The following is a 16,615-nucleotide window of genomic DNA, read 5'->3' as shown; positions in this document are numbered from 1 at the left end:
CTTCGCGGTCAACAACTCACCCAGATACAACCCGTCCTGCCCGGTAATCCCGGTAATCAGCGCACGCGGCACGTCGAGTGTCCTTTCAGGGAGGTGGTCGTGGGGGTCGGGCTCAGCTCAGGGCCACGGGGAGGGCCGGATCGACCTCGTGGGCCGGGTCGATGCCGTGGGCCGGGCCGACGGCCACGGCGGAGTCGACACCCAGGGCGTCGGCGGCGGCGAGGGTGGCTCGGCTGGAGGCCAGCAGGTCCGCGGTGAGGCTGGTGTCGCCGCCACGGCACATCCGCAGGAAGGCCGCGGCGGCTTCGCGATGACCCTTGTCCTGGGCGCCGCGCCACCGCGCCTGCCCGTCGACGACCAGCTCGCGGTAGTCGTCGAGCTGGACGTGACGGTCGCCGGCGAGCGCCTCGACCTGCTCCTTGCGCGCCGCCCGGGGACGCGCGCAGCTGTAGGCGATCGTCGACAGGGAGCCGTCGACGTGTCGCAGGGAGACGGTGAGGTCCGAGGCGAGCAGCAGTTCGCCGTCGCGTCCGGCGAGTGCCGTGACCGCCTCGACGGGGCTGCCGGCGAGCGCCGCGCAGGCGTCGACGAAATGGCACACCTCGCCGAGCAACCGTCCACCCTGGACCCGGTCGTGGTACCAGTGGCCGTCCGGGACAGGTCCGGCGGCGACCCGGTACACGGTGCTCAGCGGGCCCGTCCGATGCTCGAGCGCGGCCCGCGCGGCGACCAGCGCCGGGGAGAACCGTCGGTTGTAGCCGACGACCAGTGCGCCGCCGCCCTGCGCCGCGGCCCGCTCCACCCGGTCGAGGTCGTCGACGGTGAGCGCCAGCGGCTTCTCGCACCACACGTGCCGGCCGCGGGCCAGGGCTCGCACGGCCAGGTCGGCGTGGGTCGCGTGCGGGGTGGCGATCACCACGACGTCGATGTCGTCGTCCTCGAGGACCGCGTCGGCCCCGGCCACCGCACCGGCGAACCCGTGCCGGTCGGCGAACGCCCGGGCGGAGCGTCCACCGGCCGAGGCGACCGTGACGAACTGGTCGAACCCGGCGGCGCGGAAGGCCGGCAGCAGCACCGAGCCGGAGAAGCCACCCGCGCCGATCCAGCCCACCCGGCTGCCCCGCCGCGTGGGCGCCGCGGTCACGCGCGCCCCGCGCTGCCGCGGAATCCGCACCCGCGCCCGGGGACCGGACGGCGCACCGGAGTCCGCTGAGGTGGCCGACCCGGCAGAGGGAACCGACGAGGCCGACTCGGCCGACGAGGCCGACTCGGCCGACGAGGCCGACTCGGCCGTCACGTTCGGCCGGGTGGACGGGGGCGGGTAGTCGAAGCGGATGGCGAGGTAGGGCTCGGTGCGAGCGGCGACGAGCTGGTAGGCCGCCGGGGCCTCGTCGATCGGGTAGGCGTGGGTGACCAGGTCGTCGACCTGGAGGCGGCCGGCGGCGAGCAGATCAAGGACGGCCTCCTGGTTGCGGCCCTCCGTCCAGCGCACCTGGCCGGCCGGATAGTCGACGCCCCACTCCTCGTAGCTGCGTTCGTAGCGGCCCGGCCCGTAGGAGCGGGCGAACCGCAGGGTCAGTTCCTTCTCGTAGAACGGGGTGCGGGCGAGGTCGAGGCCGACGTCTCCGACGACGACCAGCGGTGCCCGGTCGCGGGCGATGGCGGTCGCGCGCATCACCGGCCTGGCCGAGCGGCCGGCGGCGCAGACGAGCACCGCGTCCGCGCCGCGCCCGCGGCTCCAGTCGAGCACGGCGGCGGTGGTGGCCTCGCCGGCCTCGGCGTGCGCCGACACCCCGGCCGCCCGCGCGGTGGCCAGGGGGAGTTCGGCCAGGTCGATGCCCACCACATCGCAGCCGCTGGCCAGCGCCAGGCGGGCGGCGAGCTGGCCGACCAGGCCCAGACCGACGACGGCGACGCGGCTGCCGGGCCCGACCTCGGCCAGGCGCAGCCCGTGCAGGGCGATGGCGGCGATCGTGGCGAAGGCGGCGGCGGCGGGCTCGACCTCATCCGGTACCCGGGCACACAGCAGGCCCGGTACCGACTGGTATTCGGCATGGTTGGCCCGGCCCGCACCGCCGGTGGCCACCAGGTCGCCGGGACGGATGCCCGCCACCGCCGAGCCGACCTCGACCACCTGCCCGCAGCCGCTGTACCCGAGCGGGACGTCGCTGCCCAGCCGCTCCCGGACGGTGCGCACGGCCGACCCGAGGCCGTCGGTGCGCGCCTTCGCCGCGACCTTGCGTACCAGGTCCGGACGGGCCCGGGCCTTCGCCACCAGGCCCGCGCGGGCCAGTTCGGTCACCGCCCGTTCCGTACCGGCGGACACGATCGTCGCGGCCGTGGCCACCAGGACCTCGGTCGGGCCGATCACCGGGACAGGAACGTCGACGACCCGTACCGACCCCCCGGACGCCGCCTGCACCACCTGTTTCATCGCGCGCACCCTCCCGGCTGCCTCGCCGCGACGGAACACTCGCGGCCGTCATCGTGCAGCGCAGTGTAGTTGATGCACTACATTCAGCGACGAAGGCCGTTCGGAGGCCCACCGACGTGTCAGAGCCGGAGGAACGGCATGCAGCCAGCGCTCGCCGCCGCATGCGTCACCGCGTGCGGCGCCACCGCGGTGACGACCCCAGTCGTGCTCGCCGCGATGCGCCGACTCGCCGCCATCGACGAGGTCACGGCGCGTTCCTCGCACCGGGCGCCGACGGTGCGCGGCGGCGGAGTGGCCGTGGTCCTCGGCCTGTTCGCCGGGGTGCTCACCGCGGTGCTGGTGGCGGAGCACGGCGGCCCGAACCTGCTGCCGTTCACGGCGGCCACGACCCTGTTCGGACTGATCGGGCTGGCCGAGGACGTCGGTGGCGTCACCGCGATGCGCCGGCTCGCGCTGCATGTCGCGGCGGCGTTCGTCATCACGGCGATGACCGTGCTCGCCGCGGTGCTCGGTGATCCGACACCGGGCCTGGCCGCGGTGCTGGCCGTCACCGTCTGCGCACCCCTGTGGATCACCGGCTTCGTCAATGTCTTCAACTTCATGGACGGCATCAACGGCATCTCGGGGATGAGTGCCGCGCTCGCCGGCGGCACCCTCGCCGCCCTCGGCGCTCTGCGGGACGCCCCCGCCGTCAGCGCCGGTGGCATTCTCGTCGCCGCCACCGCCCTCGGTTTCCTGCCCTACAACTTTCCCCGCGCCCGGATCTTCCTCGGTGATGTCGGCAGCTACACCCTGGGCGCCGTCATCGCCATGCTGACCACGCAGGCGGTGCTGGTCGGCGTCCCGCTGGAGGCGGCGCTCTCCCCGAGCGCGCTGTATCTCGCCGACACCTCGGTGACGCTGCTGCGGCGGGTCCGCGCGGGCGAACCGTGGCACACCGCGCACCGCAGTCACGCCTATCAGCGCCTCACCATCGCCGGTTGGACGCATCCGCAGGTCACCGGCCTGGTGGCGGGGGTGAGCACGGTCGTCGTCGCGCTGTCACTGGCGTCCTTCGGGCCCTGGCCGGGACGCCTCGCCGGCGACCTGGCCGCCGCCCTGGTCCTGACCGGCTACCTGCGCCTGCCCCATCGGGTCGTGCTCGCGACCGGCACCGCCCCCACGACACCCTCAAGCGCCGCCTCGAGCACCGCGACGCCGCCGGCGGCCACACCGTCGGCCGCGACGCCGTCGCCGACGCTGCCCACCCAGCGTGTGGCGCCGTCCTCGTCACCCAGCCCCTCGACCGACACCACGGCCGGCGTCTCGGCCAGCGTCTCGGGAAACACCTCGGAGGCCACGTCGGGAAACACCTCGGGGGGCACATCAGGGAGTCCGGCGGCGAGTACCTCGGCGGGGCGGACGTCGGGGCGTGGCGCGTCATGAGTCGGGTCGCGGTGTTCGGCGCCGGCGGGTTCATCGGGACGGCCACGACGGTGGCGTTGCGGGAGGCCGGGCATGAGGTGGTGGCGTGCCGGGCCCTGCGGCTGCGGGTCGACGCCGCGACGCTGGAACGTCCCACCTGGGCGCCCGCCCGGGACCAGATCGCCCGGCTCGCCGGCGAACTCGACGACGTCGAGGTGGTCGTGAACGCGGCCGGCATAGCCACCGCGGGGGCGGCCCGCACACCCATGCTGGTCGGGGGCAACGCCGCCTGGCCGCGGCTGCTCGCCGACGCCTGCGCGCGGGCCGGGGTGCCTCGGCTGGTGCACGTCTCGACGGCCGCGGTGCAGGGACGTGCCCATGTGCTCGACGAGTCGCTGCGCTACGCGCCGCTGACCCCCTACGCACGGTCGAAGACCCTCGGCGAACAGCTGCTGCGCGACGCCGCCGCGCGCGGACGGGTCGCCGTCACCCTCTACCGTCCGCCTTCGGTGCACGGCTCGGGGCGTCGGATGACCGCCGCCTTCGCCGCGTTCTGCCGCCGCTATCCGCTGGTGACCTGCGGCGACGGCGACCAGCCGGTGCCGGTCGCCCTGATCGGCAACGTCGGCGCCGTGATCGCGGCGATCCTCACCGCCGAGCACGCCCCGTTCGTCGTCGCCCATCCGTACGAGGGGCACACCGTGCGCTCGCTCTACGAGACGTTCGCGCCGGGCCGCCGGCTGCACACCACACCACCCGCGCTGGTGCGCGGCCTGCTGGACGCCACCGCGCCGACCGGGCAGTGGCTGGCACCGCTGGGCGCGCTGTGCCGCCGCGCGGACCTGCTGCTGCTCGGTCAGGCGCAGCGCCCCGGCTGGCTGCGCCACCGCGACTTCGAGCTGCCCCTGGGCCGTCCCGCCTGGCACGAGCTGGCCGCCGCGACCCGCCACGCAGAGCTTCCCCTGTCCTCGCACGTTCCCTGACGCCTGTTGGAGGTCGATCACGGTGCCCCCCACTCCCGGCCGTCGCCGCGTCCTGATCATCACCCACTACTTTCCCCCCGAGATCGGCGCGCCCCAGGCCCGGCTGTCCGAGACCGCGCGCGCCTGGGCGGCCGAGGGGCTCGAGGTCACCGTCCTGACCGGCATGCCGAACCATCCGACCGGGATGATCCCCCCCGAGTACCGCGGCGCGCTCGTGCGCACCGAGCGGGTGGACGGCTACCGGGTGCTGCGCACCTGGCTCTACGCCACCCCCAACGAAGGGGTGGCACGCAAGACACTCGGCCATCTGTCGTTCATGGTCAGCAGTGTCGTGCTCGGTGGCCGGCGCATCGGGCCGTGCGACGTCATCGTCGTGTCCTCACCGACGTTCTTTCCCCTCGGCTCGGCGTGGCTGCTCGCCCGGCGCCGCCGGGCCCGGCTCGTCGTCGAGGTCCGCGACCTGTGGCCGGCGATCTTCGAACAGCTGGGGGTGCTCACCAACCGGCGGGTGCTGGGTCTGCTGGAACGGCTCGAACTCGCCGCCTACCGGGCCGCCGACACCGTCGTCACCGTCACCGAGGGATTTCGCGACGACATCGTGCGCCGGGGCATCCCGGCCGCCAAGGTGCACGTGGTGCGCAACGGCGTCGACCTGGACCGGTTCCGGCCGGCCGAGGCCGTCCCCGCCGGTCTGCGGGCGCGGCTGGGGGCACCGGGTGACGAGCCGCTCGTCCTGTACATCGGGGCGCACGGCATCTCCCACGGGCTGGTCTCCATCGCCGACGCCGCCGCCCGCCTGGCCGGGTCGCCGCGCGCCGACGCGCGCGCCGTGCGGTTCGCCTTCGTCGGTGAGGGCGCCGACAAACGCCGCCTCGTCGAACATGTCCGTGCGCTGGGCCTGACCAACACCACCCTGCATGACGGGGTGCCCCGCGCCGAGGTCGCCGCCCATGTCGCCGCCGCCGACCTGTGCGTGGTGCCGCTGCGGGACGTGCCGATGTTCGACACCTTCATCCCGTCGAAGATGTTCGAGCTGCTCGCCGCCGGCAAACCGGTCATCGGCACGCTGCGCGGTGAGGCCGCCCGCATCCTGCTCGACGCGGGCCAGGTCGTCGTCGCACCCGAGGATGCCGAGGCGCTGGCCGCCGCCATCACCCGGCTGGCCGCCGACCCCGAACAACGCGCCCGGATGGCCCGCGACGGCCGCCGCTACGTCGAACGTCACTTCAACCGCGACACCCTCGCCCACGCCTACAGTGACCTGCTGTTTCCGCCCGATCCCAGCGCGGTGGGGACGCCCGGTGTCCCCACCCGGCGCCAGCCGACGCCCCGCCCATCGTTCGGCGGCGAGCGGGGCGTCGCACGACGTGGACTGAAGGGGACGGCATGAGAATCCTCATCACCGGCGGCAGCGGGTTCCTCGGCCGCCGGGTCGTCGCCCGCGCCGTCGCCGCCGGCCACGACGTGCGGGCGCTGGCACGCGGCGACCAGGCCGCCCGGACGCTGCGCGAGCTCGGCGCCACCGACCTGCGCGGTGACCTGGACGATCCGGCGGGGCTCGCGGCGGCCTTCCTCGCCGCCGACGCCACCGCGCTGGTCAACCTGGCCTCGCTCGGCTTCGGGCACATCGGCGCGATCCTCGCCGCCACCTCGGCCGGGCATCTGCACCGCGCGGTGTTCGTCTCCACCACCGGCATCCGCACCCGGCTGGAACCGCCGACCAAACGGGTGCGCCTCGCCGCGGAACGCGCGATCGAGGCCAGCGGCCTGGACTGGACGATCATCCGTCCCACCATGATCTACGGCGGCGCGGACGACCGCAACATGGCCCGCCTGCTCACGCTGCTCGCCCACCTGCCCGCCCCACCCCAGCCCGGACGTCCTCCCCTACCCGCGGGGTCGGGGTCGTCCGGACGGTCGGGGTGGTCCTGGCGGGTGGGGCTGCCGCCAATTCCGGTGCCGGTCCCCGGCGCCACCCACCTGCACCAGCCGGTGCACGTCGACGATCTGGCCGCGACGGTGCTGCGCGCCGTGACCGCCCAGCGCTGCGTCGGCCGGGCCTACGACGTCGCCGGACCATGGCCGCTGCCGCTGCGTGACATCGTCACCGCCGCCGGATCCGCGCTGGGACGCCGCGTCCATCCCCTGTCGGTGCCGCTGGGACCAGCCCTGCTGCTCGCCCAGCGGTACGAACGGCACGCCGCCCGGCCACGACTGAAGGCGGAGCAGATCGCCCGGCTCGCCGAGGACAAGGCCTACGACATCGGCCCCGCCCGCCGCGACCTCGGCCACCAGCCACGTCCCTTCGAGGCCGGCATCGCCGACCAGGCCGCCGCGATGGGCCTGACCACCCCCCACCCCGCACCTGCCCCGGCCGCCGGCTCCGCCAGCGCCCTCACCACCGTCACCGCCGCGGCGCCGCCGCCGCGCCAGGAGGCGCCTGGCGAGGGACACCGATCGACGCCGGGGCGCTCCGGGGCGTCCTCGTGAGCACACCGGCGGAGTTCGGCCGCTACCTGCGCACCGTCGCGCATCTGCGTCCCGGCCAGGTCGTCGCCCGCGGCCGGCTACGCGCCCAGCGCGTCGGACTGCGTCAGGCTCCCCGCCTCGCCGCCGCCCTGCTCCAGGCCCGCCCCTCGCCCGGCTACTGGCCCACGAGCCATCTCCCCCTGGACGGCCAGATCGCGCTGACCGAACCGTCCTGCCCACAGCTGGCCCGGGGCCAGCTCACCCTGCTCGGCCACACCCGTGATCTCGTGCGCTCCGACCGGCGGGACGCCCGTGGACAGGGCGCCCGCGGGTGGGACTGGGAGCAGGCCGACGCCCCCCTGCTGTGGCGCTACCACCTGCACTACTGGGACTGGGCGTGGACCCTGATCAGGGACGGCGCCCATGGCCGCGCCACGTTCGCCCGGCTCTACCTGGGCTGGCGAGAAGCGATCCCGCTCGGCCACCCGGTCGCGTGGTCGCCCTACGTGGCGTCGCTGCGGGCCTGGACCCTGTGCGCCCTGCACCCGATCCTCACCGCACCGCCCCACCCCAGCGCCGATCTCACCGCGGGTCTCACCGCGGGTCTCCTGGCACAGACGCGCGCCACGGTGCGCGCCGACCTTGGCACCCTGCACACGTACCTGCGCACGCATCAGGAGACCGACGTCGGTGGCAACCATCTGCTGAAGAACCTGAAGGCGCTGGTCGCCCTCGAGATCGCGGCCGGTGACCGCCACGGACTACGCCGCCGGCTGACCGCCCTGGTCCACCAGATCGACCGGCAGATCCTCGCCGACGGCGGCCACTTCGAGCGGGCACCCGCCTACCACTGCCAGGTCCTCGCCGACCTCGACGACATCGCCGGTCTGCTCGCCGCGGTGGGCCGCCCGGTACCCCGCGAGCTGACCGACGCCGCCACCCGGATGCGCGGCTGGCTGTCCACGGTGCTCGGACCGGACGGCACGGTGCCGCTGCTCAACGACGGCTACCCGCTCTCCGCCGCGCTCCTGCGCCGGCTGCTGACCCCCCCGTTCCCCCACCCCGAACCGCAGCCGTGCGCACCACCGTCCGGGCCGGTTCCCGTGACCGCGCCGGTCGCCACCACGAACCCGCCTGCCACCCGAGCCACCACCCGAATCGAGGCGCGGGGCGAGGCGCGGGCCGTCCTGCTGGCCGAGAGCGGACTCGCCGTCCTCACCGCCGGCGACTGGCATCTGCTCGCCGACGTCGGGCTCCCCTGCCCCGACAGCCTGCCGGCCCACGCCCACGCCGACACCCTGGCCTTTCTGCTCTGGCTCGACGCCGAACCGATCCTCGTGGACCCGGGAACCTCCACCTACGCGCCCGGCCCTCGCCGCGACCGCGAACGCGGCACCGCCGCCCACTCCACGATCACCGTGGACGACACCGACTCCACCGAGGTCTGGGGTGCCTTCCGCGCCGGGCGCCGGGCCCATCCCAGCGCCGCCGCCCTGCACCGCACGCCGACGGCGGCCACCGTCACCGCCGGTCACGACGGTTACCGGCACCTGCCCGGCGCGCCGCACCACCAGCGCCTGTGGCGTCTTGACCAGCACGGTCTCGTCCTGCGCGACCGCGTCGGCGGAACCGGTCAGCACCGCATCACCCTGCGTCTGCACTTCGCCCCCGGCATCACCCTCGCCCCGGACCCCCCGGCAGAGGCATCGGCGTTCCCGTCGCGACCGGTGCTCGTCACCCCGCTCGGGTGGAACCTGATGCTGCACACCGATGTCCCCGGCCAGTGGCGGCTGCGCACCACCCCCCGTGCCCTCGGCTGGGAGCGCACCGTGCCGGCGCTGAGCGCCGAGCTCACCGTCGACGCCGCCCTTCCCCTCACCCTGCGCACGTCCCTGACGGCGCTGCGCCCCGGCACCCCCGACCTCGGCGATCGACACCGCGTCTCCGTCCTCGCCCAGCCGGTCACCCACCCGGCCCCGCTCCGACGCTGACGCACGCACACACGCACACACGCGACGCGGGCGGCCGTCCGCTGTACCCGGGAGCCCACCGGTGGCGGCACGTGCGGCGCGGCGCGGCGCCGCCACGGAGCGGCCAGCCATGCCTACAGTGCGTCGAGTAAAGAACACTCTTGGTAAGAATTGCTGCCCGGAGCGGCCTTCGGCACACGCTGTGGACGTCGATGGGAGCCCGGCGGTCTGCGGGGAGGCGGACGCACCGATGACGTCCAGCTCAGTGCCGACGTCCGACCCGCCGCCGGCGCCGGCGGCGCACTCGGCACCGGTGGACACGGTGGGCGGCGGCGGGTTGTCCCGTGCGACGGCCGCGGTGCTGGCGGGCAACGCGGGAACACTGCTGCTGGGCACGGCCACCGGTGCGTTGGCGGCCCGGGTGCTCGGGCCGACCGGACGCGGGGAACTGCTCACCCTGCAGACCTGGGCGAGCATGCTCGCGATGGTGCTGAGCCTGGGGGTCTCCCAGGCGCTGGTCACCGACGACGGCGCGGACGAGGGGCTGCTGGCCCCGCTGCTCGCGCACGCGGCGATGGTGGCCGCCATCGGCGCGGCGCTGTTCGGCGTGGCCGCCGCCGGCGGAATCGGGCAGCGTGATGATCTCCAGTTCGGGCTGCTCGCGGTGGTCGGGGCGAGCCTGTTCGCGGCGGCGACCGTGGTCGGGTCGAACGCGGCGGGCCTGGCCCAGCGGCGCGGCCGGATGGGGGGCGAGTTCCAGGTCGTACGGCTGGTCCCGGCGGCGGGAACACTCGCGGTGTTCGTGCTCTACGCGGTGGTCGGGCAGCACAGTCCCGTGTGGTGGCTCTGCGCGATGGCGTTGACGTCCCTGGTGCCGCCGCTGGTCTACCACCTCCAGGTGCTGCGCCACCCCGGTCCGTCCGGTCCACTCGGTGCGTCCGGTCGTCGGGCCCCCGGGCGTCCGGGTGGGGGGGTGCTGCCGTCGCGGGCGTTCCTGCGGGGCGCGCTCGGGGCGTACGGCACGGTCGTCGGCGCACAGCTGATCTACAAGCTTGACCTGCTGCTGGTGGCGACCCTGCGGCCGGCCCGGGAGGTCGCGTTCTACGGGGTAGCGGTCGCGTTCGCCACCGCCTGCGCCACGATCTGCCAGGCCACCGGGATGGTCGTGTTCAGCCGGCTGCGGACGCTCGTCGACCCGTGGGAACGTGCCCGCACGGTGCGGCGGGCGACGCTGGCCACCCTCGGGCTCGCCACCGTGATCTCCACCCCGGTGGCGCTGGTGGCACCGCTGGCGATCCGGCTCGTCTACGGGGCCGACTTCGCACCGGCGACGACGGCCACCCGCGTCCTGGTGCTCGCCGCCATCCCGCAGGCGGTCGACTACCTGCTCATCCACGTGCTGCTCGGCTTTCGCACGGCGCGCACGGTGCTGACGGTGCAGGTACCGGTGGCCGTCGCGACGGTGGCCGGACTACTGCTCGCGCTGCACCACGGGGGGCTCGGCACCGTCGCCGTCGTCTCCGGCGCGACGTACACCGCGTCCGCCGCCGCGCTGTACGTCGCCTGCGCACGCCTGCTCACCCGGGCGGCCGCCGCCGACCCGGTGCACATCCCCGACCCTCGACCCTCCACCGATCCCCCGCCGCCAGCACCGATGGCACCGATGGCGCCGGTGGCAGCCGGACCATGTACCCGCGGCGGGCGGCAGCGCCGACCGCGACAACCCACCCGTCCAGGAGCACCGGACCTTCCAGGAGCAGTGATGACCACGCAGAGCCCCACCCGAGCGGACCAGACCGCGATCACAGAACGCTATCTTGACCTGCTCCGTTCCACGCTGACCTTCACCCTGTGGGACGGCGGCGACGGCAGCGTGTGGGAGCCGCGGGGCAACGCCCGGCGGCTCGTCGCCCGGGCCGTCCAGCGCCAGGGCATGGAGATCGTCCGCCGGACACCACCGGAGCATCGCGGGGACGGACGGGACTGGCCGCGGCTGGCGCACACCATGACCGGCGAACTGCGGATGCGCAACCTCCAGGAATGCGTCCAGCAGGTGATCCGGGGCGAGGTGCCGGGCGACCTGATCGAGACCGGGGTGTGGCGCGGCGGCGCCTGCATCCTGATGCGCGGCGTGCTGGCCGCCTACGGCGTCGACGATCGGACGGTGTGGGTCGCCGACTCGTTCGCCGGCCTGCCCGTGCCCAACCCGCGGTACGCCGCCGACGCCGGCGACCGCCATCACGAGCACAGCGCGCTCGCCGTCTCCGTCGACCAGGTACGGGACAACTTCCGCCGGTACGGTCTGCTCGACGACCAGGTCCAGTTCCTGCCGGGCTGGTTCCGCGACACCCTGCCGCACGCACCCATCGAGCGGCTGGCGGTGCTGCGTCTGGACGGCGACATGTACGAGAGCACCATCGACGCGCTCACCGCCCTCTACCCGAAGCTCGCCCCGGGCGGTTTCTGCATCGTGGACGACTACGGCGCCGTGCCCGGTTGCCGCGCCGCGGTGGACGACTACCGCGCCGCCCACGGCATCGACGAGCAGATCGTCTCGGTCGACTGGACGGGCGTCTACTGGCGCCGCGACCCCGCCCCCCACCAGACACCCACCACCGCACAGGCACCCACCACCGCACAGGCACCCACCACCGCACAGGCACCCGTCGCCACGCAGAAGCCAGCCGCCGCGCAGGGGCCGACCGCCCCACACGGGTCATGAGCGCACCCGCGCGGACCGGTCCGTGGACCGTCCTGATGGTCTGCACCGGCAACCTCTGCCGTTCGCCGCTGGCGCAGCATCTCGCCGCCGCCTACTTCCCGGCCAGGCGGGGCAGCCCGGGGGCCGCCTGGGTCTCCCAGCAGCTGGCGATCGCCAGCGCCGGGGTGCACGCCTGCGACGGCGACGCGATGCACCGGCACTCCGTCGAACTGCTGCGGGCCAGGGGCCTGGACCCCACCGGCTTCCACAGTCGACGGCTCACCCCCGACCTGGTCGAACGCAGCGACCTGGTGCTCTGCGCGACCCGGGAGCACCGCTCGGCGGTGGTCACGCAGTGTCCGCGGGCCCTGCGACGCACGTTCACGCTGCGCGAGTTCGCCCGGCTGACCTCGGCGGTCCGACTCGCCGACCTGCCGATCGGGCCGGTACGTCCAGCCGGGGAACTACTCGTCGCCGCCGCCCTACGGGCCCGGGCCACCGGACGGATCGTGCCGGCCGAACTCGACGATCTGACCGACCCCATCGATGAGGGCCGTCCCCGCTTCGAGGCCTGCGCCAGCATGATCGACGACGCGCTGACCGGCCCGATGTCGCTGCTCGCCCAGGCCTGTCAGGTGTGGCGCACCGGGCCGATGCCAGAGCCGGCCGGGCGTGTGCCGCGTCAGGGCGAGGGCGGCGACCGGGCATCGCGGGTGTCGCGGCACGGCGCGGAGGTCGGATGAGGATTCTCGTCGCCGACCGCTGGGTGGACGGCTACCTCGACGAGACGACGGTCGCCGGTGGCGTGCGCATCCGACCGACGCTGTGGATCACCCTGTTCCCGGTGGACGGCCAGTACTTCGTGCGTGCCGGCGGCCCGCGGGAACTCGCCGCCTACACCCGCGAGTTCGGCGTGCAGGCCGTCGCCCGCAAGGGCCTGAGCCGACTCCAGGAACGCGGCCGCAACCATCGTCACGTCGCGGTCGGCCTCGGCGTCATCCTGCCCCCCGACAGCCCCGGCCCATCCGACATCCGCGACACGTCCAGCGCCCCCGGCGGGGATCCGCTGACGGTGGGGACCACGGTCGCGTTCGTCGCGCCCGCCCATCCCGCCGGAATGGAACGGGTGGTGCTCGACCCGCGGCTGGTGCGCACCCGCCCGCGGGCCGGACGGGCCCCGGACGCGCCACTGGTGCGACGGGCCCGACCGGCCACCTCCCCGCCGGACGTCGACGACGCGCTGATCGGCTGGTCGCCGGCGTCCGGTGCGCCGCTCGACCCGGCCAGTGTCGACCGACTGGTCGACTGGCTCGCCATCGAATGGCAGGGTCCCCGCCGCGACGACCAGCTGCTTCGCGCCACCAGCGCCGTCGCCACCCGCGCCCCCCGCCGGCAGGCGCCGCCGGACACCCGGTCGGTGACACCCGGCGGGGGGCGCCCGCCCCCCCCCCCCCGGTTAGGCCCCCGGGACAAATCCTAGACCCACGTCGTTCCCCCCCCCCCGCGCGGCCCCCCCCGGCCCCCCCCGCCGGCTGGGGCCGCGGTACACCCGGGGGTTCACCCGGGGGGGGGGGCGCCGGCCCACCGCCGCCCTGTTCGGCCTCGGTCACTATGCGAAGACCCAGGTCGTCCCGCACGTCCGCGACCATCTGGACCTGGTCCGCATCCACGAGGTCGACCCTGTCCAGATCGGTACCCGGCGCAACGACCGGTTCACGTTCGACACCTCACCGCTGCCCTGTCCGGACGAGCCGACCGATGTGGACCTGATCGCCGGCTTCCATCACACCCACGCGCCGCTGGCCCTGGCCGCCCTGCGGCGCGGCGCGGTCGCCGTCGTCGAGAAACCGGTTGTCACCACCGAGGCCGACCTGGACGAACTCGAGAAACATCTGGACGCCGGCGGCCGCCTGTTCGCCTGCTTCCAGCGCCGGTACTCCCCGATGAACGCCTGGCTACGGGCCGACCTGCGCCTCGCTGACGCCACCGAGCCGATGCTGTACAGCGCGGTCGTGTTCGAGGAACCGCTGCCGGCGCGGCACTGGTATCGCTGGCCGGCCTCCCGCAGCCGGCTGGTGAGCAACGGCTGCCACTGGATCGACCATTTCCTGTGGCTCAACGACTTCGCCCCGGTGCGCCGTCAGACGGTGTCGGTCGCCCGCGGCGGCACCTACACCGTGTACGTGGAACTCGCCAACGACGCGGCGTTGTCCCTCGTGCTGACCAGTGCCGGCGGGAGCCGCTACGGGCTGCGCGAACACACCGAGCTACGGGCCAACGGGGTCACCGTCACCATCGTGGACGGCGCCCGCTACACCGCCGAGGCGGGCTCCCGGCTGCTGCGCCGCCGCCGGGTCAACCGGTTGGACGCCTACCCGGCGATGTACCGCGACATCTGCACCCGGCTGGTCACCGGCGCGCCCGGCGACACCGCCCGGGAGATCCGGGCGACCGCCGACCTCACCCTGCGCCTCGACACCGCCGCGACCTCCGACACCGGACACGGCTGAGCTCAGAACCCGGCTGGGCTCAGAACCCGGCTGGGCTCAGGATGCGGCGCGGTCGACCGGGGCGACCCGGTAGCCGGCGGCCCACCGGGTCGCCCCGGTCGTCGCCGGCCCGACGGCCGCACGTCCCGCCGGGCCCGCGGCCGCCACCGACGGCGGTGCGCTCAGCGCGGGCCCGGTGGCAAGCGGCCGGGCGGAGAGCCGGGCGGCCCATTCCCCCAGCCAGATGACGATCCGGTCACCGGCCATCGGACCGGCGATGAAGAAGCCCTGCACCTCGTCGCACTGCCAGTCGGCGAGGGTCTGCCAGGAGCGCTGCGTCTCGACCCCCTCGACGACGATGCGCATCCGCAGGGCGTGGGCGAGCCGGACGGTGGACCGCACGATCTCCGCGGCCGCCGGATCGGCGTCAAGATCCCGCAGGAAGGTGCGGTCGAGCTTCACCTCGTCCGCGGGCAGTTCCCGCAGGTAGGTCAGCGAGCAGAAGCCGGTGCCGTAGTCGTCGAGGCTGACCCGCACCCCGTGGCGGCGCAGCCCCACCAGGGTGCGTCGCGCCGCGTCCCGGGCCTCGACCAGGGTGTCCTCGGTGAGCTCGATGACCAGCACCGAGGACGGCAGCCGGTGTCGGGCCAGCGCGATCCGCACGACATCGACGAACGAGGTCTCGACGATGACGGACGCGGGCACGTTCACCGAGACGGTGAGGAAGGCCCCCCCCGCCCGCCACCGCGCGCAGTCGGCCAGGGCCTGGTCGAGCACGAACCGGGTGAGCCGCGGCATCAGCCCGGCCCGGTCGACCTCGGTGAGGAACGCCCCGGGCCCACGCAGGCCGTCGACCGGATGACGCCAACGCACCAGGGCCTCGACCCCGCTGATGCGGCCGCTGCGCAGGTCCGCCTTGGGCTGGTAGGTCACCTCGATCTGGCCACGGTCGAACGCCTGGCGCACCTCGGCCCGCAGCAGCAGCCGCGCCCGGTTGACGGGTGCCTCGCCGGGCTGGCCGTCCCGGGTCCGTTTGTGCGCGTGCATCGCCTGCTCGGCGTGCCGCAGCAGTTCGTGCACGGTGCGGCCGTGCTGCGGGGACCGGGCGATGCCGATGCTCGCGTCCGGCCGGACCGGCGTGGCCGCCAGCATGACCGGTGGTTCGAGGGCGGCCCGCAGGTCCGCGGCGACCCGTTCGCAGCGGGCGGCGTCGATCCCGCGGAGCAGGACGGCGAACCCGTCCCCGTCGATCCGCGCCAACAGGGTGGACGCGGGCAGCGCGGCGCGCAGACGGCGACCGACCGTGGCGATCAGGCGATCGCCCTGCTCGTGGCCGAGCGCCAGGTTGACATCCCGCATCCCGTCCAGATCGAGCAGCAGCAGCCCGACCGGGGCGACCCCGCGGGAGCGGTGCCCTCCCCCGCCAAGCCAGCGCCCGGCGACGTCGAGCAGATGCCGCCGGTCAGGCAGCCCGGTCAGTTCGTCGCGCCCCGGTGCGCGCCAGCCGGCCCCACCGCCGCTCGCCGCCCGGCCACGCAGCCGGGTGAGACCGAAGGCGACCGCGGTCAGCAGAAAGGTGGCCAGGGACGCCAGCAACGCCGACACCACGCTGGACGCGACCCGCGCCGCATCCGACGTGCCGGCCGGAGGCGCCGCTGCCGAACGAAGGCCGACCTCCACCCCGCACACGAGCACGATCACCGCGAACAGGACGCTCGCGAACACGATCGCGCGGATCACCTGGCTGGTGGAACCGGTCTGGCCCGGACGCCCGACCTGCCCGACCCGGTCGAACTGCCCGACCCGGTCGAACTGCCCGGCCCGCTCGACAACGGTCGCTATCCCGACCGCTGCCCGCCCGGGTTCACGCGCCTGCGCGGGCGTCCGCCCGGCCCCGACGATCCGGCCCGCCACCCCATCCGTGCCAGCTCCGCCAGCCGGCCCGGGATCGTCCACCAGGCCCGCACCCCCGGCCGGCCCGGTCACCACCTGCGGCCCGGCGTCCAACGCCGACCTGCAGGTGTCGACCGGCCCGGTGACAGACCGCTGTACCTGTGGTGCCCCCTTGCCCACGACGCACCCGTCGCGAGGAGAACGCCCACCCGGGTCCGGACCTGAACCTGCCGGGTCGCGGTCCGCCGGGTCGCGACCGCTCAGCCCGCCCC

At 74.7% G+C, this 16,615-nt stretch carries 11 protein-coding genes; 9 read left to right on the top strand and 2 right to left on the bottom strand.

Translation table 11 applies throughout. The features are described from left to right. Positions 1 to 112: 112 nt before the first annotated feature. Positions 113 to 2,434, bottom strand: a complete 2,322-nt coding sequence (locus MXD59_RS11935) for a bi-domain-containing oxidoreductase (RefSeq protein WP_248824725.1) — start codon at positions 2,432 to 2,434, stop codon at positions 113 to 115. 138 nt (positions 2,435 to 2,572) lie between these two features. Between MXD59_RS11935 and MXD59_RS11930 the strand changes: the two genes are divergently transcribed. From MXD59_RS11930 to MXD59_RS11890, 9 genes are all read left to right on the top strand, one after another. Further along, positions 2,573 to 3,859, top strand: coding sequence for an MraY family glycosyltransferase (locus MXD59_RS11930; RefSeq protein WP_248824724.1), 1,287 nt, complete (start codon positions 2,573 to 2,575; stop codon positions 3,857 to 3,859). After that, positions 3,856 to 4,821, top strand: coding sequence for an NAD-dependent epimerase/dehydratase family protein (locus tag MXD59_RS11925; RefSeq protein ID WP_248824723.1), 966 nt, complete (start codon positions 3,856 to 3,858; stop codon positions 4,819 to 4,821). The genes MXD59_RS11930 and MXD59_RS11925 overlap by 4 nt, the downstream gene beginning before the upstream one ends. Before the next feature lie 22 nt (positions 4,822 to 4,843). Continuing rightward, complete coding sequence (locus MXD59_RS11920) at positions 4,844 to 6,211, top strand: glycosyltransferase family 4 protein (protein WP_248824722.1); 1,368 nt, start codon at positions 4,844 to 4,846, stop codon at positions 6,209 to 6,211. Beyond that, a complete protein-coding gene (locus MXD59_RS11915; protein ID WP_248824721.1) occupies positions 6,208 to 7,311 on the top strand; it encodes an NAD-dependent epimerase/dehydratase family protein in 1,104 nt (367 codons plus the stop codon). Before MXD59_RS11920 ends, MXD59_RS11915 begins: the two co-directional genes overlap by 4 nt. Next, positions 7,308 to 9,281, top strand: coding sequence for a heparinase II/III domain-containing protein (locus MXD59_RS11910; RefSeq protein WP_248824720.1), 1,974 nt, complete (start codon positions 7,308 to 7,310; stop codon positions 9,279 to 9,281). The genes MXD59_RS11915 and MXD59_RS11910 overlap by 4 nt, the downstream gene beginning before the upstream one ends. 229 nt (positions 9,282 to 9,510) lie before the next feature. Next, positions 9,511 to 11,982 carry a TylF/MycF/NovP-related O-methyltransferase gene (locus MXD59_RS27770; protein ID WP_504858351.1) on the top strand — a complete coding sequence of 824 codons (2,472 nt, stop codon included), beginning with the start codon at positions 9,511 to 9,513 and terminating at the stop codon, positions 11,980 to 11,982. Then, on the top strand, positions 11,979 to 12,704 hold the full coding sequence (locus MXD59_RS11900; RefSeq protein ID WP_248824719.1) for an arsenate reductase/protein-tyrosine-phosphatase family protein: 726 nt from the start codon (positions 11,979 to 11,981) through the stop codon (positions 12,702 to 12,704). The genes MXD59_RS27770 and MXD59_RS11900 overlap by 4 nt, the downstream gene beginning before the upstream one ends. Then, positions 12,701 to 13,441: a hypothetical protein gene (locus tag MXD59_RS11895; protein ID WP_248824733.1), complete on the top strand. Its 741-nt coding sequence runs from the start codon at positions 12,701 to 12,703 to the stop codon at positions 13,439 to 13,441. Before MXD59_RS11900 ends, MXD59_RS11895 begins: the two co-directional genes overlap by 4 nt. Before the next feature lie 280 nt (positions 13,442 to 13,721). Then, positions 13,722 to 14,471, top strand: a complete 750-nt coding sequence (locus MXD59_RS11890) for a Gfo/Idh/MocA family oxidoreductase (RefSeq protein WP_248824732.1) — start codon at positions 13,722 to 13,724, stop codon at positions 14,469 to 14,471. A 36-nt stretch (positions 14,472 to 14,507) separates the two neighbouring features. Here MXD59_RS11890 and MXD59_RS11885 read toward each other — a convergent pair whose 3' ends face one another. Then, positions 14,508 to 16,523, bottom strand: a complete 2,016-nt coding sequence (locus MXD59_RS11885; RefSeq protein WP_248824718.1) for an EAL domain-containing protein — start codon at positions 16,521 to 16,523, stop codon at positions 14,508 to 14,510. Positions 16,524 to 16,615: the final 92 nt, after the last annotated feature.

The organism is Frankia umida, assembly GCF_023242945.1.
GTDB classification, from domain to species: domain Bacteria; phylum Actinomycetota; class Actinomycetes; order Frankiales; family Frankiaceae; genus Frankia; species Frankia umida.
The sequence above is the reverse complement of the archived record's forward strand: the minus strand, read 5'-3'. Positions and strand labels throughout refer to the sequence as shown.

Coding starts and splice junctions, on each gene's coding strand:
- MXD59_RS11935 (WP_248824725.1), bottom strand. CDS start 2,434: ATGAAACAGGTGGTGCAGGCGGCGTCCGGGGGGTCGGTACGGGTCGTC.
- MXD59_RS11930 (WP_248824724.1), top strand. CDS start 2,573: ATGCAGCCAGCGCTCGCCGCCGCATGCGTCACCGCGTGCGGCGCCACC.
- MXD59_RS11925 (WP_248824723.1), top strand. CDS start 3,856: ATGAGTCGGGTCGCGGTGTTCGGCGCCGGCGGGTTCATCGGGACGGCC.
- MXD59_RS11915 (WP_248824721.1), top strand. CDS start 6,208: ATGAGAATCCTCATCACCGGCGGCAGCGGGTTCCTCGGCCGCCGGGTC.
- MXD59_RS27770 (WP_504858351.1), top strand. CDS start 9,511: ATGACGTCCAGCTCAGTGCCGACGTCCGACCCGCCGCCGGCGCCGGCG.
- MXD59_RS11900 (WP_248824719.1), top strand. CDS start 11,979: ATGAGCGCACCCGCGCGGACCGGTCCGTGGACCGTCCTGATGGTCTGC.
- MXD59_RS11895 (WP_248824733.1), top strand. CDS start 12,701: ATGAGGATTCTCGTCGCCGACCGCTGGGTGGACGGCTACCTCGACGAG.